This is a genomic window from Tepidimonas sediminis (genome assembly GCF_007556605.1).
Classification (GTDB): Bacteria; Pseudomonadota; Gammaproteobacteria; order Burkholderiales; family Burkholderiaceae_C; genus Tepidimonas; species Tepidimonas sediminis.
Genome location: NZ_VJND01000005.1, coordinates 36,212 through 57,350 on the forward strand (window position 1 = coordinate 36,212; position 21,139 = coordinate 57,350).

The 21,139-nt window shown below is 72.3% G+C and carries 17 protein-coding genes; 15 read left to right on the top strand and 2 right to left on the bottom strand.

The features are described from left to right. Nucleotides 1–128 precede the first annotated feature (128 nt). Nucleotides 129–2,042, bottom strand: a complete 1,914-nt coding sequence (locus tag Tsedi_RS05445; protein ID WP_143894421.1) for a PhoX family protein — start codon at nucleotides 2,040–2,042, stop codon at nucleotides 129–131. A gap of 247 nt (nucleotides 2,043–2,289) precedes the next feature. Here Tsedi_RS05445 and Tsedi_RS05450 point away from each other — a divergent pair, with 247 nt between their 5' ends. After that, the gene (locus Tsedi_RS05450) at nucleotides 2,290–3,606 is read left to right on the top strand and encodes an NAD(P)/FAD-dependent oxidoreductase (RefSeq protein ID WP_143894423.1); all 1,317 of its coding nucleotides are present in this window, start codon (nucleotides 2,290–2,292) and stop codon (nucleotides 3,604–3,606) included. A 7-nt stretch (nucleotides 3,607–3,613) separates the two neighbouring features. On the opposite strand, the gene pdxR is transcribed toward Tsedi_RS05450, so the two are convergent. Then, complete coding sequence (gene pdxR / locus Tsedi_RS05455; protein ID WP_246099187.1) at nucleotides 3,614–5,116, bottom strand: MocR-like pyridoxine biosynthesis transcription factor PdxR; 1,503 nt, start codon at nucleotides 5,114–5,116, stop codon at nucleotides 3,614–3,616. Nucleotides 5,117–5,211: 95 nt separating this feature from the next. Between pdxR and Tsedi_RS05460 the strand changes: the two genes are divergently transcribed. The 14 genes from Tsedi_RS05460 (at nucleotide 5,212) to Tsedi_RS05525 (ending at nucleotide 21,139) form a co-directional block, all read left to right on the top strand. After that, nucleotides 5,212–6,030 carry a gamma-glutamyl-gamma-aminobutyrate hydrolase family protein gene (locus Tsedi_RS05460; protein ID WP_143894425.1) on the top strand — a complete coding sequence of 273 codons (819 nt, stop codon included), beginning with the start codon at nucleotides 5,212–5,214 and terminating at the stop codon, nucleotides 6,028–6,030. A 104-nt stretch (nucleotides 6,031–6,134) separates the two neighbouring features. Continuing rightward, nucleotides 6,135–7,505 (top strand): glutamine synthetase family protein, encoded by a 1,371-nt coding sequence (locus Tsedi_RS05465; protein ID WP_143894427.1) that lies wholly within the window; start codon nucleotides 6,135–6,137, stop codon nucleotides 7,503–7,505. A gap of 54 nt (nucleotides 7,506–7,559) precedes the next feature. Further along, nucleotides 7,560–8,966, top strand: a complete 1,407-nt coding sequence (locus Tsedi_RS05470; RefSeq protein ID WP_143894429.1) for an aspartate aminotransferase family protein — start codon at nucleotides 7,560–7,562, stop codon at nucleotides 8,964–8,966. Nucleotides 8,967–9,092: 126 nt separating this feature from the next. Continuing rightward, nucleotides 9,093–10,259 (top strand): extracellular solute-binding protein, encoded by a 1,167-nt coding sequence (locus Tsedi_RS05475; protein ID WP_143894431.1) that lies wholly within the window; start codon nucleotides 9,093–9,095, stop codon nucleotides 10,257–10,259. Nucleotides 10,260–10,413: 154 nt separating this feature from the next. Then, nucleotides 10,414–11,529: an ABC transporter ATP-binding protein gene (locus Tsedi_RS05480; protein ID WP_143894433.1), complete on the top strand. Its 1,116-nt coding sequence runs from the start codon at nucleotides 10,414–10,416 to the stop codon at nucleotides 11,527–11,529. A gap of 24 nt (nucleotides 11,530–11,553) precedes the next feature. Then, nucleotides 11,554–12,489, top strand: coding sequence for an ABC transporter permease (locus tag Tsedi_RS05485; RefSeq protein ID WP_143894435.1), 936 nt, complete (start codon nucleotides 11,554–11,556; stop codon nucleotides 12,487–12,489). A gap of 15 nt (nucleotides 12,490–12,504) precedes the next feature. After that, the gene (locus Tsedi_RS05490; protein WP_143894437.1) at nucleotides 12,505–13,341 is read left to right on the top strand and encodes an ABC transporter permease; all 837 of its coding nucleotides are present in this window, start codon (nucleotides 12,505–12,507) and stop codon (nucleotides 13,339–13,341) included. 51 nt (nucleotides 13,342–13,392) lie between these two features. Then, entirely contained in the window at nucleotides 13,393–15,054 is a 1,662-nt protein-coding gene (locus tag Tsedi_RS05495; RefSeq protein ID WP_143894440.1) for a protein adenylyltransferase SelO, read from the top strand. 170 nt (nucleotides 15,055–15,224) lie between these two features. After that, on the top strand, nucleotides 15,225–15,515 hold the full coding sequence (locus Tsedi_RS05500; protein WP_143894442.1) for a nucleotidyltransferase family protein: 291 nt from the start codon (nucleotides 15,225–15,227) through the stop codon (nucleotides 15,513–15,515). Beyond that, on the top strand, nucleotides 15,512–15,907 hold the full coding sequence (locus Tsedi_RS05505) for a HepT-like ribonuclease domain-containing protein (RefSeq protein WP_143894444.1): 396 nt from the start codon (nucleotides 15,512–15,514) through the stop codon (nucleotides 15,905–15,907). The genes Tsedi_RS05500 and Tsedi_RS05505 overlap by 4 nt, the downstream gene beginning before the upstream one ends. Before the next feature lie 204 nt (nucleotides 15,908–16,111). After that, nucleotides 16,112–17,599 carry an aldehyde dehydrogenase gene (locus Tsedi_RS05510; RefSeq protein ID WP_143894447.1) on the top strand — a complete coding sequence of 496 codons (1,488 nt, stop codon included), beginning with the start codon at nucleotides 16,112–16,114 and terminating at the stop codon, nucleotides 17,597–17,599. A gap of 74 nt (nucleotides 17,600–17,673) precedes the next feature. Beyond that, nucleotides 17,674–18,564, top strand: a complete 891-nt coding sequence (locus Tsedi_RS05515; RefSeq protein ID WP_143894449.1) for a lysophospholipid acyltransferase family protein — start codon at nucleotides 17,674–17,676, stop codon at nucleotides 18,562–18,564. A gap of 24 nt (nucleotides 18,565–18,588) precedes the next feature. Further along, a complete protein-coding gene (locus tag Tsedi_RS05520) occupies nucleotides 18,589–19,278 on the top strand; it encodes a Crp/Fnr family transcriptional regulator (RefSeq protein ID WP_143894451.1) in 690 nt (229 codons plus the stop codon). Nucleotides 19,279–19,477: 199 nt separating this feature from the next. Further along, nucleotides 19,478–21,139: a methyl-accepting chemotaxis protein gene (locus Tsedi_RS05525; RefSeq protein WP_143894453.1), complete on the top strand. Its 1,662-nt coding sequence runs from the start codon at nucleotides 19,478–19,480 to the stop codon at nucleotides 21,137–21,139.

The window sequence follows — 21,139 nt, forward strand, 5'->3', positions numbered from 1 at the left end:
CGTGTCGGGGTTGGCGACAGCGATCGCAGCTTCCCACCCAAGGGAGACGGCCGTATGAAAAAAAAACCGGCCCCAAGGGGCCGGTGTGAGGTGTCCAGATGAAAGACCGGCAGCTGGCGCCGGCGGGCTCACAGTCCGATCACGCCGCCGTCGTTCCTGGTGATGACGATGGTGGCGGAGCGCGGGCGGCCGCCGTCCGGCCAGCGCGAGTACTTGGTCGGCGCGTCCGGGTCGCTGCGCTCGCTCGGGCTTTCGCCCGGGTGCTGGATGTTGACGAACATCGTGCGCAGGTCCGGCGTCATCACCACGCCGGTGACCTCGCAGCCGCGCGGGCCGACCAGGAAGCGGCGGATCTCGCCCTTGGTCGGGTCGCAGGCCAGCATCTGGTTGTTGGGCAGGTTGACGTAGTCGCCCTTGCCCAGCGTCGAGGTCGACACGTCGGTCTGGATCCACAGCACGCCGCGTGGATCGACCCACAGGCCGTCCGGGCTGCCGAAGATGTCGCCGCGGATGTTGCCCTTGGCCTCGGCGCGCGGCAGCGACGGGTCGCCCGCCAGCACGAAGTGGCTCCACGTGAAGCGGGTGGCGTCGAGGTCTCCGTTTTCCTTCCAGCGGATGATGTGGCCCATGGTGTTGTTTGCACGCGGGTTGGCCGCGTCCACCCCCGGGCTCTTGTCGCGGCCGCGGTTGCTGTTGTTGGTCAGCGTGCAGTAGACCTCCTTGGTGAGCGGGTCCACCGCCGTCCACTCGGGCCGGTCCATCTTGGTGGCGCCCAGCGCGTCGCTGGCCTGGCGCGCCTTGATCACCACCTCGCCCTGGTCCGCGAAGCCGTTGGCGGCCGTCAGCGGGCCCTGGCCGTGCACCAGCGGCAGCCACTCCCCCGTACCGTCGGCGTGGAACCTGGCCACGTACAGCGTGCCGTGGTCGAGCAGGTCGCGGTTGGCCGCGAAGCCCCCCGGCTTGACGCGGTCGCGGCTGACGAACTTGTAGATGTACTCGAAGCGCGCGTCCTCGCCCATGTACACCACAGCTCGGCCGTCGTCGGTCAGCGCCACCGTGGCGCCCTCGTGCGCGGCGCGGCCGAGCGCCGTGCGCTTGATCGGCGTCATGGTCGGATCCATCGGGTCGATCTCGACCACCCAGCCGAAGCGGTTCGGCTCGTTGGGGTGCCTGGTGGCGTCGAAGCGCTCGTCGAACTCGTGCCAGCGGTAGCCGGTGCCGCCCTTCTTCAGGCCCCAGCGCTTGCCATGCGCGTCGGGGTTGTCCGGGCCGTGGAAGTAGTTGATGAAGTTTTCCTCGCAGGTCAGGTAGGTGCCCCAGGGCGTCTCCCCGTGCGCGCAGTTGTTGAGCGTGCCCAGCACGCGCGTGCCGGTCGGGTCGGCGGCGGTCTTCATCAGCGCGTGTCCGGCCGCCGGGCCGCCGATCAGCATCGGCGTGGTGGCGGTGATGCGGCGCGCGTACTTCGACGGCAGCACCTGGCGCCAGCCGTTCGGCGTGGCCTCGACCTCGATGACCGAGACGCCGTGCGCGGCCTGGGACTTGCGCACCTTCTCGGCGTTCCAGGTCTTCATGCCGTCGGGGTGCAGCAGGCCGTCGTCGGTGTACTCGTGGTTGACCGCCAGCAGCCCGCGTCGGCTGCCGTCCAGCGGAAAGTAGGCGAGGCCGTCGTGGTGCATGCCGGCCTGCAGCGCCTGCTCCTCGGCGGTGTTGGAGCCGTCGGTCTTGAACGCCGGCATCTTGCCGGCGATGCCAACCGGGTCGCCCCAGCGGTAGAGCACCCGCGCGGTGTAGCCCGGCGGCACCAGCACCTCGTCGACGTCGCGCATCGGCACGCTGGCAAAGCCGATGCCGCGACCGAGTGAGGCCGCCTGGGTGCCGCCGGTGCTGGCACAGCCGGCCAGCAGGCCGCCGCCGAACAGCGCGGTGGCGGCGCTGGCCAGCGTGCCGCGCACGAAGATGCGCCGCGCCGGGTCCGACACCTCGTGGATGGTCGGGTTGGCGCTGCGGTTGGAGTCTTCCATCAGGTCGAAGTCCTTGGCCATGGCAGGGTGGATTCAGCGGAGAGTTGAGACAGTCGCCGTCCGGGGAACCGGCGAGGCAGGCTCCCATTGTTCGAAGCGGCCGTGACCGTTGCGTGACAGCCTGGCCGACCCCGATCACGGCGGGGGTTTGCAGGTCCGGCGCCGGTCCGTGCCGGCGTGCTCCGATTGGTCCCGCGCCCAGCCCCCTGGCCGGCGTACCCTAGACGGTGCGCCGCGGTCTCCGCGCGGACCGTCCGAACCTGCCGCCATGCGTCCCAGCCTGCTGCGCTCCGACACCCAGCTCAACACCGACAGCTACTACGAGGCGAGCGTGCAGCGCCCGCCCGCCCTGCCGCCGCTGCGGGGCGCGGTGCGCGCCGACGTGGTGGTGGTCGGCGCCGGGCTGGCGGGCCTGAGCGCCGCGCTGGAGCTGGCCGAGCGCGGCCGCCGCGTCGTGGTGCTGGAGGCCGGCCGCGTCGGCGGCGGCGCCAGCGGGCGCAACGGCGGGCAGGCCCTCGTCGGCTACGCCAGCGGCATGGCACCGTTCGAACGCCAGCTCGGCCGCGACCTGGCGCGCCAGGCGTGGCGATGGTCCCTGGAGGCGGTGGAGCTGATCGAGCAGCGCGTGCGGCGCTATCGGATCGACTGCGAATGGCGCCGCGGCTACGTGTACGTGGCCGACCGTCCGCGCAAGGCGCGCCAGCTGCGCGCCGAGATGGAGCAGCTGGCGCGCGACTACGACTTCGTCACCGACTGGGCCGAAGGAACGGCGCTGCGCGCCTGGATCGACAGCCCGCGCTACGTCGCCGCGGCGCATGAGCGCGTCTCCGGTCACCTGCATCCGCTGAAATACACGCTGGGCCTGGCGCAGGCGGCGCAGCAGGCCGGCGCCGTGCTGCACGAGGGCAGTGCGGTGCGGCGGCTCGAGCGCAGCGCCGGCGGCGTGCGCGCCGTCACCGACGCCGGCGAGGTGCAGGCCGAGCTGGCGGTGGTGGCCGGCAACTGCCTGCTGCCCGAGCTCGGCCCCGGCGTGCTGCCGGCCATCCATGCGCGCGTGATGCCGGTGGGCACCTACATCGTCGCCACCGAGCCGCTGCCCGCGACGCGCGCCGCGGCGCTGATCCCGAGCGGCGCGGCGGTGAGCGACAACAACGTCGTGCTGGACTACTTCCGCCTCAGCGCCGACCGGCGGCTGCTGTTCGGCGGCCGCGTCAGCTACACGACGATGACGCCGCCGCGTCTGCGCGAGACGATGCGGCGGCGCATGCTGGCGGTGTTTCCGCAGCTGCAGGACGTGCAGCTGACGCACCTGTGGGGCGGCTTCGTCGACATCACGATGAACCGCGCGCCGGACTTCGGCCGCGCCGGCGATCGCATCTACTACCTGCAGGGCTTCAGCGGCCACGGCGTGGCGCTGACCGGGCTGGCCGGGCGCGTGGTGGCCGAGGCGGCGTGCGCGCAGACCGAGCGCTTCGACGTCTACGCGCGGCTGCGTCACCGGCCCTTCCCTGGCGGGCCGTGGCTGCGCACGCCGCTGCTGGCGCTGGGCATGGCGTGGCACCGGCTGCGTGACCTGATCGGCTGACGACCCTCTAGGCGGGCTGCTGCAGCGCCTGCCGCACCACCTCGACCAGGCGGCGCGCGCACGGCTCGATCAGGCCGGGCTGCGCGTAGCCGTAGCCGATCAGCAGCCCGCGCAGGTCGTCCCGCGCCAGGCAGTACGCCGACAGCGGGCGCACCGTGATGCCCTCGGCGGCCAGCTGCTGCGCGATGGCCGCGTCGTCGGCTTGGCCCGGCAGCTGCAGGCACAGGTGCAGCCCCTGCGCGGCGCCCTGCAGCGCCACGCCGGGCAGCGCGCGCAGCGGCTGCAGCGCCTGCAGCAGCTGCGCGCGCCGCGCCGCGTAGGCCTGGCGCGCGCGCCGCAGCGCGCTGGCGAAGTGGCCCAGCTCGATGAATTCCGCCAGCGCGGCCTGCAGCGGCAGCTGGCCGGGGCGGTTGAGGTCGTAGTGCGCCTGGCGGAAGTCCTCCACCAGCGCGCGCGGCACCACCAGATAGCCGAGCTTGAGGCCCGGATAGAGCACCTTGGAGAACGTGCCCAGGTAGCAGACGCGGCCATCGTCGTCCAGCCCGGCCAGCGCGGCGATCGGCGCGCCGTCGAAGCGGAATTCGCTGTCGTAGTCGTCCTCCAGCACCCAGGCCTGGTGGCGTGCCGCCTCGGCCAGCAGCGCGCGCCGGCGCGCCAGCGGCATCACCGCGCCCGTGGGGTACTGGTGCGACGGCGTCACATAGATCAGCCGCGGCGCCGGCGCCGGCGCCGGCGGGGGCGCCCACCCCTGCGCGTCCACCGGCAGCGCGTGCAGCCGCAGCCCGCAGGCCTGCAGCGCCTTGGCCGCGCCCCAGTAGGCCGGATCCTCGATCCAGACGATGTCGCCCTCGTCGGCCAGCAGGCGCGCGCACAGCTCCAGCGACTGCTGCGTGCCGCTGGTGATGATGACCTGCTCGGGCTGCAGCCGCATGCCGCGCGCCACGCGCAGGTGATCGGCCACCGCGCGGCGCAGCGGGCCGTAGCCGCCCGAGGTCGTGTAGTCCAGCATCTCCGGCCGCGCGCCGCGCCAGTGCCGGTTCTGCAGCCGCTGCCACAGCGCCACCGGAAAGGCGCTGAAGTCCGCCGCTCCCGGCGTGAACGGCTGCACCTCCAGGTGCTGCGCGTTGCGCGTGCGCGCCAGCCGCTGGCCGCGGCGCGACAGCCCGGGCAGCGCCGCCGCCGGCGCCCCGCGCCGCGGCATCGCGCCCAGGCCCGCCGGCGGTTCGGCCACGAACGTGCCGCTGCCGACGCGGCCGCGCACCCAGCCCTCGGCGGCCAGCTGCTCCAGCGCCGCCACCACGGTGTTGCGCGACAGCCGCAGGTCGGCCGCCAGCTCGCGGCTGGAGGGCAGACGGTCGCCGGCGCCCAACCGCCCGTCCTGGATCGCGCGCCGCAGCGCCTCGGCCAGGCGGCGGTTCAGCGGCAGGCCGCTGCCCGGGCCGGCGGGCCCGTCCTCGCGTGCCAGTTCGGCCGCCAGATGGTCGGCCAGCAAGGTGGTGGACAGCGTCATGGCATCGAGCGCTTGGCAAAGCCGCAAGTGGCCCTTCGGGGGGCATGCAAATGGCACCGATTGTGCCTGTCGGCGGCGCGCAGAATGGCCCCATCATGCACGACGACGCACTCCCACCCTGGGTATGGATGCCTGCCGATCACCGCCTGCTGGGCGAGACGGCGCATGCGCAGCCCTATCTGGTGCTGGGCGACAAGTATGCGCGCGCGGTCAAGGTCGGCGCGCAGGCGCAGCCGGTGATGTTTCCGCTCGCGGATGCCGCGCAGGTGCCGCAACTGCTGGCGCAGGTGGACGGCGTGGTGCTGACCGGCTCGCCGTCCAACGTGCACCCGCGCCACTTCGGCGAGGCGGTGGCCGACCCGCGCCTGCCGCTGGACGAGCAGCGCGACGAAGTGACGCTGGCGGTGGTGCGCGAGGCGCTGGCGCAGGAGGTGCCGCTGCTGGGCATCTGCCGCGGTTTTCAGGAGATCAACGTCGCACTCGGCGGCAGCCTGCACCAGGCGGTGCACGCGCTGCCCGGCCATCTGGACCACCGCGAGCCGAAGGACGCGCCGCTGGAGCAGCAGTACGCCCCGCGCCACGAGGTGACGCTGCAGCCGGGCAGCCTGCTGCACCGGCTGGCCGGCGGCGCGCCGGTGGTACGCGTCAACTCGCTGCACGGCCAGGGCATCAAGCGGCTCGGGCGCGGCCTGCGCGCGGTGGCGCACGCGCCCGACGGGCTCATCGAGGCGGTGGAGTTCGAGGCCGCGCCGACATTCGCGCTGGCGGTCCAGTGGCACCCGGAGTGGCGCTGCCGGGAGGATGCGCTCTCCAGCGCGATCTTCCGCGCCTTCGGCGAGGCGGTGCGCCAGCGCCGCGCGCGCCGGCTGGCCGAGGCACGCGCCTTTGCCGCTGCCCCCGAAACCCCTGCCTGAGGGAGCGTCGTCCGGGCGCTGGCGCCGGCGCACGCCGCGCGGCGACAATGCCCGCACCGGGCGGCCCGCCGGCCGCCCTCCCCCACAGGGCCAAGGAGACCGACATGAGCAGCGCCAAGCAACTGAAGACCTTCAACGACCTGGAGCAATGGCTCAACGAACGCCGCGTCACCGAGGTCGAGTGCCTGGTGCCCGACCTGACCGGCGTGGCGCGCGGCAAGATCCTGCCGCGCGAGAAGTTCACCGAGGACCGCGGCATGCGCCTGCCGGCCTCGGTGGTGGCGATGAGCGTCACCGGCGAGCAGCCCTCCAGCGGGCCGTACTACGACGTCATCGACCCGACCGAGCGCGACATGCAGCTGCGCCCGGATCCGGCCACCGCGCGCATCGTGCCGTGGGTGGCCGACCCCACCGCGCAGGTCATCCACGACTGCTTCGACCACAGCGGCAAGCTCATTCCGTATGCGCCGCGCAGCGTGCTGCGCCACGTCTGCGGGCTGTTCGACGCGCTGGGCCTGCAGCCGGTGGTGGCGCCGGAGCTGGAGTTCTACCTGACGGCGCGCAACACCGACCCCAACACGCTGCTGCACCCGCCGATCGGCCGCAGCGGCCGCGCCGAGACCTCGCGCCAGGCGTACTCGATCGACGCGGTCAACGAGTTCGATCCCCTGTTCGAGGAGATCTACGACTGCTGCGAGAAGATGGAGCTCAACGTCGACACGCTGATCCATGAGGTCGGCGCCGGGCAGATGGAGATCAACTTCTTCCACGCCCACCCGCTGGAGCTGGCGGACGAGGTGTTCCTGTTCAAGCGCACGGTGCGCGAGGTGGCGCTGCGCCACGACATGTACGCCACCTTCATGGCCAAGCCGATCGCCGGCGAGCCCGGCAGCGCGATGCACATCCACCAGAGCCTGGTGGACAAGGAGACCGGCCGCAACGTCTTCAGCAACGAGGACGGCAGCCCCTCGGAGATGTTCTACCACTACATCGGCGGGCTGCAGCGCTACATCCCGGCGGCGATGGCCCTGGTGGCGCCCTACGTGAACAGCTACCGGCGGCTGGCGCGCCACACCGCCGCGCCGATCAACATCGAGTGGGGCCACGACAACCGCACGGTCGGCATCCGCTCGCCGATCGCGCCGCCGCAGGCGCGCCGGCTGGAAAACCGCGTCATCGGGGCGGACGCCAACCCCTACATCGCGATGGCGATGACGCTGGCCTGCGGCTACCTCGGCATCGTGCACAAGATCAAGCCCAAGCCGGAGATGCGCGGCGACGCGTACCTGTCGCCGTATGCGCTGCCGCGCAGCCTGGGCGAGGCGCTGGACTGGCTGCGGCGCGAGCCCGACCTGCACCACGTGCTGGGCGAGGAGTTCATCACCATCTACACCGAGATCAAGGAACTGGAGTTCGAGGAGTTCATGAAGGTGATCTCGCCGTGGGAGCGCGAGCACCTGCTGCTGCACGTCTGACCCCCCCGCGCGGCCGCCGCGGCCGGCGGCCCGCCCCACCGAAGGAGACCCGCGATGACCGCCGTGGCCGACCCCGACCTCACGCACGAGCTGCGCGCGCTGGATGCGGCGCATTTCCTGCACCCGTTCACCGACCATGCGGCGCTGGCCGCCAAGGGGGTGCGCGTCATCACGCGCGCCGAGGGCATCTGGATCTGGGACGCCGACGGTCACCGCATCCTGGACGGCATGAGCGGCCTGTGGTGCGTCAACGCCGGCTACGGCCGCCGCGAGCTGGCCGAGGCGGCGTATCACCAGATGCTGACGCTGCCGTTCTACAACACGTTCTTCCAGACCACCACCGAGCCGCCGGTGCGGCTGGCGCGGCGGCTGAGCGAGCTGGCCCCGCCGGTGGACGGGAGGCGCTTCACGCACGTGTTCTTCACCAGCAGCGGCTCGGAGGCCAACGACACCAACGTGCGGCTGGTGCGCCGCTACTGGGACCTGATGGGTCAGCCGCAGCGCAAGGTCATCATCGGGCGCTGGAACGCCTACCACGGCTCCACGGTGGCGGCGGCGTCGCTGGGCGGCATGCGCGCCATGCACGAGCAGGGCGACCTGCCGATTCCGGGCGTCGTGCACATCGAGCAGCCGTACTACTGGCAGCACCGCCTGCCCGGCGAGACGCCCGAGGCGTTCGGCGTGCGCGCCGCGCGCTGGCTGGAGGAAAAGATCCTCGAGGTCGGCCCCGACAAGGTCGCAGCCTTCATCGCCGAGCCGGTGCAGGGCGCCGGCGGCGTCATCATCCCGCCGGCGACCTACTGGCCGGAGGTGCAGCGCATCGTCGAGCGCTACGGCATCCTGCTGATCAGCGACGAGGTGATCTGCGCCTTCGGCCGGCTGGGGCACTGGTTCGCCTACGAGCGCTTCGGCATCAAGCCCGACCTGGTGACGTTTGCCAAGGCGGTCACCAGCGGCTACGTGCCGCTGGGCGGCGTGCTGGTGGGCGAGCGCGTCGCGCGCGTGCTGGTGGACGGTGGCGAGTTCACGCACGGCTACACCTACAGCGGTCATCCGGTGGCCTGCGCGGTGGCGCTGGCCAACCTCGACCTGATGCAGCGCGAGCGGCTGCCCGAGCGCGTGCGTGACGACACCGGGCCCTACCTGGCCGAGCGCTTCGCCACGCTGGCCGATCACCCGCTGGTGGGCGTGGCGGAAAGCTGCGGCATGGTGGCCGGCCTGATCCTCGTGCGCGACAAGGCCACACTCGAGCCATTTCCGGAGGACTGGGAGGTCGGCCTGCTGTGCCGCCAGCACTGCTTCGACACCGGCGTGGTGATGCGCGCGGTGGGCGCGCGCATGATCATCGCGCCGCCGCTGGTGATGACGCGTGCCGACATCGACGTCATGATCGGCCTGATCCGCCGTGCGCTGGACGCCACGTGGGCGGATTTGCAACGCCAGGGGCGCGTTCAGGGTTGACCCTGCCCTACAATGCCCGGCGGAGCTGTTCTCGGGCGTCGGGTGGGCATCGGTCCGCACCGGCCTGCTGCATCGGAACACTGGCTTGCGTTCCGTCTTCCACTGGCTTTCGACAGGAGTGTGGACATGAAGAAGCGTCTGCTCGCGCTGGCCCTGGCCGCGGCGTTCGCCGCCGGCTGCGGCAAGAAGGAAGAACCCGTCGCCCAGCCCGCCCCGGCGCCGGCCCCCGCGGTCGCCCAGGCCCCGGCCGGCCCGGTGCTGGATGACGAGAAGGTGCTCAACATCTACAACTGGCCCGACTACATTCCCGAGGGCATGCTGGAGGCCTTCGAGAAGGAGACCGGCATCAAGGTCAACTACGACACCTTCGAGACCAACGAGGCCCTGCACGCCAAGCTGGTGGCCGGCAACACCGGCTACGACATCGTCGTGCCCGGCAGCGTGTTCGCCAAGCCGCAGATCGAGGCCGGCCTGTTCCAGCCGCTGGACAAGGCCAAGATCCCCAACTACGCCAACCTCGACCCGGCGGTCATGAAGGTGCTCGACCGCGTCGACCCGGGCAACCAGTACCTGGTGCCGTGGGGCTGGAGCTTTACCACCGTCGGCATCAACAAGCAGAAGGTCGAGAAGGCCCTGGGCGGCATGCCGATGCCCGAAAATGCCTGGGACCTGGTGTTCGATCCGAAGTACACCGCCAAGCTCAAGAGCTGCGGCATCGCCTACCTCGATTCGCCCACCGAGATCATCCCGGTGGCGCTGCACTACATCGGCAAGGACGCCTACTCCAACGACCCGGAAGACTACAAGGCCGCGGTGGAGATGCTCAAGAAGGTCCGCAAGGACATCCGCATCTTCAGCTCGACGATGATCGACGACATCGCCAGCGGCAAGGCCTGCGCCGTCATCGGCTGGGCCGGCGACATCAACATCGCCGCCAGCCGCGCCGCCGAGACCGGCTCCAAGGACGAGATCGTCGCGCTGCTGCCCTCCACCGGTGCGCTGGCGTTCTTCGACACGATGGCGATCCTGAAGGACGCCAAGCACCCGAACAACGCGCACGCGTTCATCGACTTCTTCCTGCGTCCGGAAAACGCCGCCGCGATGGCCAACGAGATGGGCTACAACACCGGCAACACCAAGGGCCGCGACCAGATGAAGCCCGAGGTGGTCAACAACCCGTCGATCTTCCCGCCGGCCGACTACATGCCCAAGCTGATCCAGCCCAGCAGCTACACCAACGAGGCGCGCGAGGCGATGGCCTCGGCCTACAACGCGTTCAAGCGCGGCAAGTGAGTGGCTGACGGCGCCGCGCCGCGCGCACGGCACGCTTCCATGACGCAACGGGCTGTGCTCCCCCCGCGGGCAGGCAGCCCGTTGCGCTTTGTCGTTGCGGCCGCCGGCCGCTTCCTGCCCGTCTCCCGGGCCCCCTTCCCTGCTGAGAGGCGTCATGGCTGAAGCCCCGCGAGTTCCGGTCGATGCGGAGCATTACCTGGTCACCGAGAGGCTGGTCAAGAAGTTCGACCAGGTGGTGGCCGTCGACGAGGTGTCGCTGTCGGTGCGCAAGGGCGAGATCTTCGCGCTGCTGGGCAGCTCCGGCTGCGGCAAGTCCACGCTGCTGCGCATGCTGGCCGGTTTCGAGACGCCGACCTCGGGCCGCATCCTGCTGGGCGGGCAGGACGTGGCGGGCCTGCCGCCGTACGAGCGGCCGGTCAACATGATGTTCCAGAGCTACGCGCTGTTTCCGCACCTGGACGTGTGGGAGAACGTCGCCTTTGGCCTCAAGCGCGAGGGCCTGCCCAAGGCCGAGATCGAAAAGCGCGTCGGCGACATGCTGGCGCTGGTGCAGCTGACGGCCTACGCGCGGCGCAAGCCGCACCAGCTCTCCGGCGGCCAGCAGCAGCGCGTGGCGCTGGCGCGCAGCCTGGCCAAGCGGCCCAAGCTGCTGCTGCTGGACGAGCCGCTGGGCGCGCTGGACAAGAAGCTGCGCGAGCAGACGCAGTTCGAGCTGGTCAACATCATCGAGCAGGTCGGCGTGACCTGCGTGATGGTGACGCACGACCAGGAGGAGGCGATGACGATGGCCAGCCGCATCGCCGTCATGAGCAAGGGCCGCGTGCTGCAGGTCGGCACGCCGCAGGAGATGTACGAGTACCCGGCCAACCGGTTCGTCGCGGACTTCATCGGCAGCGTCAACCTGTTCGACGGCACGCTGGCGGTGGACGAGCCGGACCACTGTGCGATCGACGCGCCGATCGGCCGCATCCACGTCGGCCATGGCACCACCGGCACCGTGGGCATGCCGATCAGCGTGGCGGTCCGGCCGGAGAAGATCGAGATCGCCAAGCACCGCCCCGACGGCGTGGCCTGCAACCTGTTCCAGGGCCGCGTCAAGGAGATCGCCTACTTCGGCTCCTACAACGCCTACATCGTGGTGACGCCGCAGGGCCACAAGGTGCGCATCACCGAGGCCAACACCTCGCGCCACGACCTGTCGGACATCACCTGGGACGACGAGGTCTGGTTCTGGTGGCGCGACACCGCCGGCGTCGTGCTGCGCGACTGAGCCACCTGCCGGGAGTCCGCCGCCATGACCGGATCGACCGCTTCCGCCCCCACCGTGCCGCTGCCGGGCCGGCGCTTCGTCATCGCCGTGCCGTTCGCGTGGCTGACGGTGTTCTTCCTGCTGCCGTTCCTGATCCTGCTCTACATCAGTTTCGTCGACATGGGCGACGGCATCGATCCGTTCCGCCCGCTGTGGGACGAGGCGGCCGGCGTCCTGCGCCTGAAGTACGAGAACTACTGGACCATCTTCAAGACCGAGTGGGACGGCCCGCTGTTCCGCACCCTCTACGTCGAGGCCTACGTGCGCTCGGTGGCGTACGCCGGCATCACCGCCACGCTGTGCCTGCTGATCGGCTACCCGTTCGCGTACTTCATCGCGCGCAGCCCGGCCTCGGTGCGCCCGGCGCTGCTGCTGATGGTGATGCTGCCGTTCTGGACGTCGTTCCTGCTGCGCGTCTACGCGTGGAAGGGGATCCTGGCCGACGCCGGCATCCTCAACCGCCTGCTGATGGCCGTCGGTTTCATCGACGAGCCGCTGCACCTGCTCTACACCAACGTGTCGATGCTGGTCGGCATGACCTACGTCTACCTGCCCTTCATGGTGCTGCCGCTGTACGCGACGCTGGTCAAGCTCGACTGGCGGCTGCTGGAGGCGGCCTACGACCTCGGCGCCACGCCGTGGAAGGCGTTCTGGCTGGTGACGGTGCCGCTGTCCAAGGCCGGCATCATCGCCGGCTTCATGCTGGTGTTCATCCCGTCGGTGGGCGAGTTCGTCATCCCGTCGCTGCTGGGCGGCCCGGAAAACCTCATGATCGGCCGCGTGGTGTGGGACGAGATGTTCACCGCCAACAACTGGCCGCGCGCCGCGGCCCTGGCGGTGGTGATGATCGGCCTGATCGTCGTGCCGCTGGCGATCTACTACCGCTACAGCGGCGAGCGCGCGGCCGCCGCGCAGCACTGAACCGGGGGCTGGGGCATGGGCAACCTCCTCGCACGCCATTTCGGCAAGGGCTGGCTGCTGCTGGTCTACGCGTTCCTGTACGCGCCGCTCGTGTTCATGATCGTGTTCTCGTTCAACAGCACGCGGCAGGACGCGGTGTTCACCGGCTTTTCGCTGCGCTGGTACGAGGCGCTGCTGAACGACACCAAGATCGTCAACGGCTTTTTCGTCTCGCTCAAGGTCGCGCTGACCACCGGGGTGCTGTCGGCGGTGCTGGGCACGTTCGCCGCCTTCGTGCTGGTGCGCTACCGCCGCTTCTGGGGGCGCACCGTGTTCTCCGGCATGGTCAACGCGCCGCTGGTGATGCCGGAGGTCATCATCGGACTTTCGCTGCTGCTGCTGATGGTGGGGGCGCAGAACGTCTTCGGCTGGCCGCAGCGCGGCATGCTGACCATCATCCTCGGCCACACGCTGATGGGCATGGCCTACGCGATGGTGGTGGTGCAGTCGCGCCTGCTGGAGATGGACCGCCGCATCGAGGAGGCGGCGATGGACCTGGGCGCGCGGCCGCACCAGGTGTTCTTCCTCGTGACGCTGCCCAACATCGCGCAGGCGGTGCTGGCGGCGTTCCTGCTGTCGTTCACGCTGTCGTTCGACGACGTGGTGATCTCCGAATTCCTCTCCGGCCCCGGCGTCAACACGCTGCCGCAGGTGATCTTCGGCTACGCGCGCCGCGGCATCAACCCCACCATCTACGCCGCCGCCACCATCCTGATCGTCGTCGTCACCACCGTCATCGTCGGCTACGCCGTCTGGGTGGCGCGCGCCACGCGCCGGCGCGAGCGGGAAATGGCCGCGGCCCTCAAGGGGTGATGCGGGCGGCGGGCGGCGCGGCGGCGCGCGCGCCGCTACGCTCGTGCCGCCATGAACGATCCCCGACCCGCCCCGGCACTGCTGGCCGCCGCCGCCGAAGCCGGCCCGCCGCCGCTGCACGCCGACTTCGCCACCGCGCTGCCGGAGCTGGCGATCCCGTGGTCGGCGCGGCGCTGGCCGGCCCCGGCGCTGCTGACGCTGGACGAGCCGCTGGCGCAGGCGCTGGGCTGGCCCCCGGCGTGGCTGCGCCGCGCGGACGGTGAGGCCTTTCTTGCCGGGCAGGCGCTGCCGCCGGGCGCGCGGCCGGTGGCGCAGATCTACGCCGGGCACCAGTTCGGCGGCTGGGTGCCGCGGCTCGGTGACGGGCGCGCGCTGCTGCTCGGCGAAGCCGAGTTGGCCACCCCCGCCGGGCCGCGCCGCGTGGACGTGGCGCTCAAGGGCAGCGGCCCGACGCCGCTTTCGCGCGGCGGCGACGGGCTGGCGGCGCTGGCGCCGATGCTGCGCGAGGCGCTGGTCAGCGCCGCGATGCATGCGCTGGGCATCCCGACCACGCGCGCGCTGGCGGTGCTGGCCACCGGCCAGACGGTCTGGCGCGACGGCGAGCCGCTGCCCGGCGCGCTGCTGGTGCGCGTGGCCGCCAGCCACCTGCGCGTCGGCACCTTCCAGTGGGTGGCGGCGCAGGGCGAGGCGGCGCTGCTGCGCCGGCTGCTGACCTTTGCGCTGCGGCGCCACGACCCGGATCTGGCCGCGGCGCTGCCGCCGGTGCCCGATGGCGGCGTGCCGCAGGTGCCCGCCGAGCTGGCGCTGGCGTGGCTGCGCGCGGTGGTGGCGCGGCAGGCGCGGCTGGTCGCGCAGTGGATGGCGGTCGGCTTCATCCACGGCGTCATGAACACCGACAACATGGCCATCGGCGGCGAGACGATCGACTACGGCCCGTGCGCGTTCATGGAGGCGTTCGATCCGGCCACCGTGCACAGCTCGATCGACCACGGCGGGCGCTACGCCTGGGGCAACCAGCCGCGCATCGCGGCGTGGAACCTGGCGCGGCTGGCGGAGACGGTGCTGCCGCTGCTGCACACGGACGAGGAGCAGGCGGTGGCGGTGGCCACCGAGGCGGTGCGCGGCTTCACGCCGGCGTGGCGGCGCGCGTGGCGCGCGGCGATGCGCGCCAGGCTCGGTCTGACGCCGCCCGGGGCGGCGCCCGCCGCCGGCCCGTGGGCATGGCTGGCCGACGAGGGGCCGGATGATGCCTGGGCGGCCGACGACGACGCGCTGATCGCCGACTGGCTGGCAGGGCTGCAGGCCCAGGAGGCGGACTGGACGCTGGCGCACCGGCGGCTGGCGGAGGTGGCCGCCGCCGTGGACGGGGGCGAGGCGGCGCTGCAGGCGGCGGCCCGTGCGGCGCTTTCCCCCCTGCTGCGCGAGCCGGCGGCGCTGGACGGGTGGCTCGTGCGCTGGGCTGCGCGGCTGCTGCGCGGCGGCGTGCCGGCGCGGGAGGTCGCCGCCGCCCTGCGCCGCGCCAACCCGGCGGTGATTCCGCGCAACCTGCGCGTGGAGGAGGCGCTGGCCGCCGCGCTGCAGGGCAGCCTGGCGTCGTGGCGCGCGCTGCACGCCGCGCTGCAGCGCCCGTTCGACGAGCCGGCCGACCCCCGCCACGCCGAGCCGGCCCCGCGCGACTGGGCGCGGCGCTACGTCACCTTCTGCGGCACCTGACGGGCGGGCGGTGGCGGACGCCCTTCCGCGCCCCGAGCTTTTGTAATATCGTCTTCGACTGTCAGCATGCCTTGGCGAGCGCGGCGGATCGGCGTCCTCTCGGTTCCGCACGAGCCTGCCCTTCCTGCCGCGCCGCAGCCGACCCCGTCTGGATCGGAGACCCCCAGGACGTGAAACCCTCCGAAGCCCTCGCAGCCCACCGCGCCGCGATCCGCCGCATCGTCGAGGCCCACCACGCCTGCAACGCGCGCGTGTTCGGCTCCGTACTGCGGGGGGAGGACGCCGACGGCAGCGACCTCGACCTGCTGGTCGATCCGACGCCGCAGATGACCCTGTTGGACCTCGGGGCGATCCGGCACGAGCTCGGCCAGCTGCTCGGCGTGCCGGTCGACGTGCTGACGCCGGGCGCGCTTCCCTCTGGCTTCCGGGTCGCCGTGCTGGCCGAGGCCGAGCCGGTATGACGCCCCGTGCCCGGCCGCGGCTGGCGGAGTATCTGGCCCACATCCTCGAGGCCATCGAGCGCATCGACCGCTACACCGCCGGTCTGGACGAGGCCGGTTTTCTGGGCGAGGCGCTGGTGCAGGATGCGGTGATCCGCAACCTGGAGATCATCGGCGAGGCCAGCCACGGCATCCTGCGGCACCACCCGGAGGTGGCCGCCTCCCATCCGGAACTGCCGCTGGCGGCGGCGTACCAGATGCGCAACGCGATCGCGCACGGCTACTTCTGCGTCGATCTGGCGATCGTCTGGCGTACCGTCCAGCGGGACCTGCCGGACCTGCGGCGCCGTGTACAGGGGCTGGCCGCCGGGCTGGATCAGGCGGGTGAGGGCGCCGAAGGCGGCTCACGCTGAGCGCGGTGCGCTGGCCTACCCGGTGGCGCATGCCGGCCTGCCCTGCCTTGGCGCCACGGGGGCCCAGCCCGCCCAAGCGGTCCGCCCGCCGCGCGGGCCAATGGCCGGGGCCGGCGCGGCTCGGGGTGGCTACGATGGGGGCGGTGATGGCGGTGCGTCGCGCGGCAGGGGCCGCGCCGGCGCCGCCCGAGTGAGGAGACCCGGATGACGACGATCCCTTCCGAGACCCTGCCGGCCTTCGACGGCCGCGCCCTCATCGACGGCCAGCGCGTCTGGGCGCGCGACGGCCAGACCTACGCCAAGCATTCGCCGGTGGATGGCCGCCTGCTGGCGGACGTCGCGCGCGGCGGCGGTGCCGACATCGACGCGGCGGTGGCGGCGGCGCGCGCGGCGTTCGAGGACGGGCGCTGGGCGCGCCAGGCGCCGGCGGCGCGCAAGCGCGTGCTGGTGCGCTGGGCCGAGCTGATCCTGGCGCATGCCGACGAGCTGGCGCGCATGGAAACGCTGGACATGGGCAAGCCGGTGCGCTACGCGCGCAGCGTGGACGTGCACAGCGCCGCCAACTGCATCCGCTGGTACGGCGAGGCGATCGACAAGGTGTACGACGAGATCGCGCCTACCCCGCGCACCGCGCTGGCGTTGGTGACGCGCGAGCCGGTCGGGGTGGTGGGCGTCATCGTGCCGTGGAACTACCCGATGCTGATGGCGGCGTGGAAGGTCGGCCCGGCGCTGGCGGTGGGCAACAGCGTGGTGCTCAAGCCCAGCGAAAAGTCGCCGTTCACCGCGCTGCGGCTGGCGGAGCTGGCGCTGCAGGCCGGCCTGCCGCCGGGGGTGTTCAACGTCGTGCCGGGCTTCGGGCCGGAGGCCGGCAGCGCGCTGGCGCTGCACATGGACGTGGATGCGATCGCGTTTACCGGCAGCACGCGCGTGGGCAAGCAGATCCACGTCATGGCCGGCCAGAGCAACCTCAAGCGCGCCTGGACCGAGCTCGGCGGCAAGTCGCCGAACCTCGTGTTCGCCGACTGCCCGGACCTGGACCGCGCGGTGCAGGCGGCGGTGGGCAGCGTGTTCTTCAACCAGGGCGAAAGCTGCAACGCGCCGTCGCGGCTGTTCGTCGAGGCCTCGATCAAGGACGCGTTCCTGCAGCGGGCGCTGGAGCTGGTGCCGCGCTACCAGCCGGCCGATCCGCGCGACCCGGCCACGGTGATGGGCGCGATCGTGGACCGTCAGCAGCTCGGCACCGTGATGCGTTACATCGAGCTCGGCCAGGCCGAGGGTGCGCGGCTGCTGGCCGGCGGGCAGGCGGTGGAGCCGGTGCCGGGCGGCTGCTACGTGCAGCCCACCATCTTCGACGGCGTGCACAACGGCATGACGATCGCGCGCGAGGAGATCTTCGGCCCGGTGCTGTCGGTGATCACCTTCACCGACGCGCAGGACGCGATCCGCCAGGCCAACGACAGCATCTACGGCCTGCAGGCGGCGGTGTGGACGCGCGACCTCAACAAGGCGCACGCGGTGGCGCGCGCGCTGCGCGCCGGCACCGTGCACGTCAACCAGTACGACGAGGACGACATCACGGTGCCGTTCGGGGGCTTTCGCCAGAGCGGCATCGGGCGCGACAAGTCGCTGCACGCGCTGGACAAGTACACCGAGCTGAAGACCACCTGGATCCGGCTCGACGCGCCGTTCTGAACCGCGGCCGCGGGGCTAATGTGCGCCGGGCGCGACCAGGCGCGGTGGCCGCGCCGCTATCATGCCGGCCACCGATGGCATGCCCCGCCCTGACCGCCGATGCCCCGCCCGGCCCGCCGTGGCTGCGCGCGCTGGCGCGCCTGCCGTTGCCGCTGCTGCGCGCGGCGGGCTGGCTGCTGGGCGCGGCGCTGTTCGTCGGTGGCGTGGCGCGGCGCCGCGTGGTGCTGCGCAACCTGGCGCTGTGTTTTCCGCATGCCTCGCGCCGGCGGCGGCTCGGCTGGGCTTGGCGCACCTTCGTGCACTTCGGTCAGGCGTTCGTCGACCGCGTCTGGCTCTGGCACGCGCCGGCGGCGGTGGTGGCGCGGCGCGTGCGGCTGCAGGGGGCGGTGGAAGCGCTGCGCCAGCCCGGCCCGGTGCTGGTGTTCGCCCCGCACTTCATGGGGCTGGATGCGGCGTGGACGCGGCTGACGCAGGCCATCGAGCGCCCCTGGGCCGGCATGTACGCGCCGCAGGTCAACGCGCGGCTGGACGCCTGGGTGCGCACCGGGCGCGAGCGCTTCGGCCGGCCGCTGACGGTGTCGCGCCGCGACGGCACGCGCGGGCTGGCGCGCGCGCTGCGCGCCGGGTACGCCGTCTACCTGTTGCCGGACATGGACTTGGGGCGCGAGGCGGCGGTGTTCGCGCCGTTCTTCGGCGTGCCGGCGGCCACGGTGACGTCGCTGGGCCGGCTGGCGGCGCTGGGCGGCGCGCCGGTGGTGCCGGTGATCGGCCGGCTGGACGCGCGCGGCTACACGGTGCAGGTGCTTCCGCCGCTGGCGGGTTTTCCGACCGGGGACGACGCGGCCGACGCCGCGCGCATGAACGCCGAGCTGCAACGCTGGATCGAGGCCGACCCGGGGCAGTACCATTGGCTGCACCGGCGCTTCAAGACCCGCCCGCCGGGAGAGGCGGACGTCTACCGCTAGCGCCGCCTGCCGAGGAGCCCGACGATGCCGCCCGCCTCGCCCTGCAACCGCTGCGCCACCCAGTCGGTCTGCGCGCTGCGGCCGCTGCTGCGCCAGCCGGGGCTGGACGAGGCCTACGTGCGCGAGCGCCGCCTGGCGCCCGACGAGACGCTGCTGGCGCAGGGCGTGCCGTCGCGCCACCTGCACGCGATCAAGGTGGGCGCGCTGCTGCTGCGGCGCAACCCGGGCGTTGGCGGCCCGCGCGCGGTGGCGGTGCTGGGCGCAGGCCACGCGCTGAGCCTGCGCGCGCTGGTGGCCGAAGGGCCGGGCGCGGACGCCGTGGCGGTGCTGCCGACGCGCGTGTGCGAGCTGCCGCTGGCGATGGTGCGCCCGGGCGTGCGCCAGTCGCCGGAAGTGGCCGGTTGGCTGGTGCGGCACCAGCTGCGCGTGACCGAGACGCTGGCGGACTGGGCCGCGGTGGCGCGCCTGCCCGATGCGCTGTCGCGCGTGGCGGCCACCGTGCAGCTGCTGGGGCGCGAGCAGGGCACGCGCGAGATCGGGTTGCCGCCGCGCGACGATCTGGCCGAGCTGTGCGGCTGCGCGCCGGAGACCACCTCGCGCATGCTGGCGCGGTTGGAGCGCGACGGGCTGGTGCTTCGCCTGGGTCGCCGGCGGCTGCAATGGTTCGGGCCCGGCCCGGACCTTGGGAAAACCGGGGGGGGGGGGATGGGCTGATCGCCCATCAAGATTCATGGTGACCTCACGTACACCGCGAAGCTTCCGTTTTGGTGGCTTGAGACGCCGCGAACCGCATCGGGAGTGACTTTCGTCACTTTGGAGTCAGTATTGGTTTGACTTTTAGCACATTGTTGCACATTGGCCGACGAAGGAAGGCCATACTGGGCGGTCCCGGCGCAGTTTTCAGGAGGGGGCCATGCGCATCAACCAGCCCGTCACCCAGCGTGAGTTCCCGTTCGACGGTCGCCAGACGCTGCTGTCGACCACCGACCCCAAGGGCCGCATCACCTACGCCAACTCGGCCTTCATCGCCGTCAGCGGCTTCGACGTCGCCGAGCTGACCGGCCAGCCGCACAACATCGTGCGCCATCCGGACATGCCGCCGGAGGCCTTCGCCGACATGTGGGCCACGATCAAGGGCGGCGAGTCGTGGACGGCGCTGGTGAAGAACCGGCGCAAGGACGGCGACCACTACTGGGTGCGCGCCAACGCCACGCCGATGGTGCGCGACGGTCAGCTGGCCGGCTACCTGTCGGTGCGCACCGCGCCGACGCGCGCCGAGATCGAGGCCGCCGAGGCGCTGTACCGGCGCTTTCGCGAGGGGCGCGCGCAGGGGCTGGCGTTCCACAAGGGCCTGATCGTGCGCACCGGCTGGCAGGCCTGGCGCAGCCTGCCGCAGCGGCTGTCCACCGCGGCGCGCATCCGCCTGGCGGTGTGGGGCACGGCGCTGCTGCCGGTGCTGGTGGGCGCGGTGATGGCGATGCTCGGCGGCTCGTGGGCGGCCGAGGGCGTGGTGGCCGCCGCCGCCGTGCTGGCCGCGCTGCTCGCGGACGTGTTCCTGATGCGCCAGATCGTCGTGCCGCTGCGCGCCATCCGCCGCCAGGCGCAGGCCGTGGCCAGCGGCTCGCCGGGCGAGAACCTCAACCTCAACCGGGTGGACGACATCGGCATGGTGCTGCGCGCGATCAACCAGTCGGGGCTGAACCTGCGCGCGCTGGTGGACGACGTGGCGCAGCAGGTCGGGGGCCTGGGCACCGTGGCCGAGCAGATCGCGCAGGGCAACGAGGACCTGTCGGCGCGCACCGAGAGCAACGCCGCGAGCCTGGAGCAGACCGCCGCCTCGATGGAGCAGCTCACCGCCACCGTCAGGCACAACGCCGACAGCGCGCAGCAGGCCAGTCAGCTCGCCACCAGCGCCAGCAGCGTGGCCGCCGCCGGCGGCGAGGTGGTGCAGGACGTGGTGCGCACGATGGAGCGCATCACCGCCAGCTCCCAGCGCATCGAGCAGATCGTCGCCGTCATCGACAGCATCGCCTTCCAGACCAACATCCTGGCGCTCAACGCCGCGGTGGAGGCGGCGCGTGCGGGCGAAGCCGGCCGCGGCTTTGCGGTGGTGGCCGGCGAGGTGCGGCAGCTGGCGCAGCGCAGCGCCGACGCCGCCAAGGAGATCAAGGCGCTGATCCAGGGCAGCGTGGCCGAGGTGCGCGGCGGCGCCGAGCTGGTGGCGCAGGCCGGCGCGCGCATGGGCGAGATCGTCGAGCAGGTGCGCCAGGTCACGCAGCTGGTCAACGAGATCTCCGCCGCCAGCGCCGAGCAGTCCAGCGGCGTGGCGCAGGTCGGCGAGGCGGTGGCGCAGCTGGACCAGAACACCCAGAGCAACGCCGCGCTGGTGGAGGAGATGGCCGCCGCGGCGCGCAGCCTGCACCAGCAGGCCGAGCGGTTGGGCGAGGCGGTGGCGGTGTGGCGCGGCGGCGCGGCGGCCGTCCGTGCCGCCGCCGTGCCGGCCAGGTGGGACGATACCGCCGTCAACCGGCCGCTGCCGCGCGAGGCCCATGCCGCCGCGCGCAAGGCGGCCTGA

Coding starts and splice junctions, on each gene's coding strand:
- Tsedi_RS05445 (WP_143894421.1), bottom strand. CDS start 2,042: ATGGCCAAGGACTTCGACCTGATGGAAGACTCCAACCGCAGCGCCAAC.
- Tsedi_RS05450 (WP_143894423.1), top strand. CDS start 2,290: ATGCGTCCCAGCCTGCTGCGCTCCGACACCCAGCTCAACACCGACAGC.
- pdxR (WP_246099187.1), bottom strand. CDS start 5,116: ATGACGCTGTCCACCACCTTGCTGGCCGACCATCTGGCGGCCGAACTG.
- Tsedi_RS05460 (WP_143894425.1), top strand. CDS start 5,212: ATGCACGACGACGCACTCCCACCCTGGGTATGGATGCCTGCCGATCAC.
- Tsedi_RS05465 (WP_143894427.1), top strand. CDS start 6,135: ATGAGCAGCGCCAAGCAACTGAAGACCTTCAACGACCTGGAGCAATGG.
- Tsedi_RS05470 (WP_143894429.1), top strand. CDS start 7,560: ATGACCGCCGTGGCCGACCCCGACCTCACGCACGAGCTGCGCGCGCTG.
- Tsedi_RS05475 (WP_143894431.1), top strand. CDS start 9,093: ATGAAGAAGCGTCTGCTCGCGCTGGCCCTGGCCGCGGCGTTCGCCGCC.
- Tsedi_RS05480 (WP_143894433.1), top strand. CDS start 10,414: ATGGCTGAAGCCCCGCGAGTTCCGGTCGATGCGGAGCATTACCTGGTC.
- Tsedi_RS05485 (WP_143894435.1), top strand. CDS start 11,554: ATGACCGGATCGACCGCTTCCGCCCCCACCGTGCCGCTGCCGGGCCGG.
- Tsedi_RS05490 (WP_143894437.1), top strand. CDS start 12,505: ATGGGCAACCTCCTCGCACGCCATTTCGGCAAGGGCTGGCTGCTGCTG.
- Tsedi_RS05495 (WP_143894440.1), top strand. CDS start 13,393: ATGAACGATCCCCGACCCGCCCCGGCACTGCTGGCCGCCGCCGCCGAA.
- Tsedi_RS05505 (WP_143894444.1), top strand. CDS start 15,512: ATGACGCCCCGTGCCCGGCCGCGGCTGGCGGAGTATCTGGCCCACATC.
- Tsedi_RS05510 (WP_143894447.1), top strand. CDS start 16,112: ATGACGACGATCCCTTCCGAGACCCTGCCGGCCTTCGACGGCCGCGCC.
- Tsedi_RS05515 (WP_143894449.1), top strand. CDS start 17,674: ATGGCATGCCCCGCCCTGACCGCCGATGCCCCGCCCGGCCCGCCGTGG.
- Tsedi_RS05520 (WP_143894451.1), top strand. CDS start 18,589: ATGCCGCCCGCCTCGCCCTGCAACCGCTGCGCCACCCAGTCGGTCTGC.
- Tsedi_RS05525 (WP_143894453.1), top strand. CDS start 19,478: ATGCGCATCAACCAGCCCGTCACCCAGCGTGAGTTCCCGTTCGACGGT.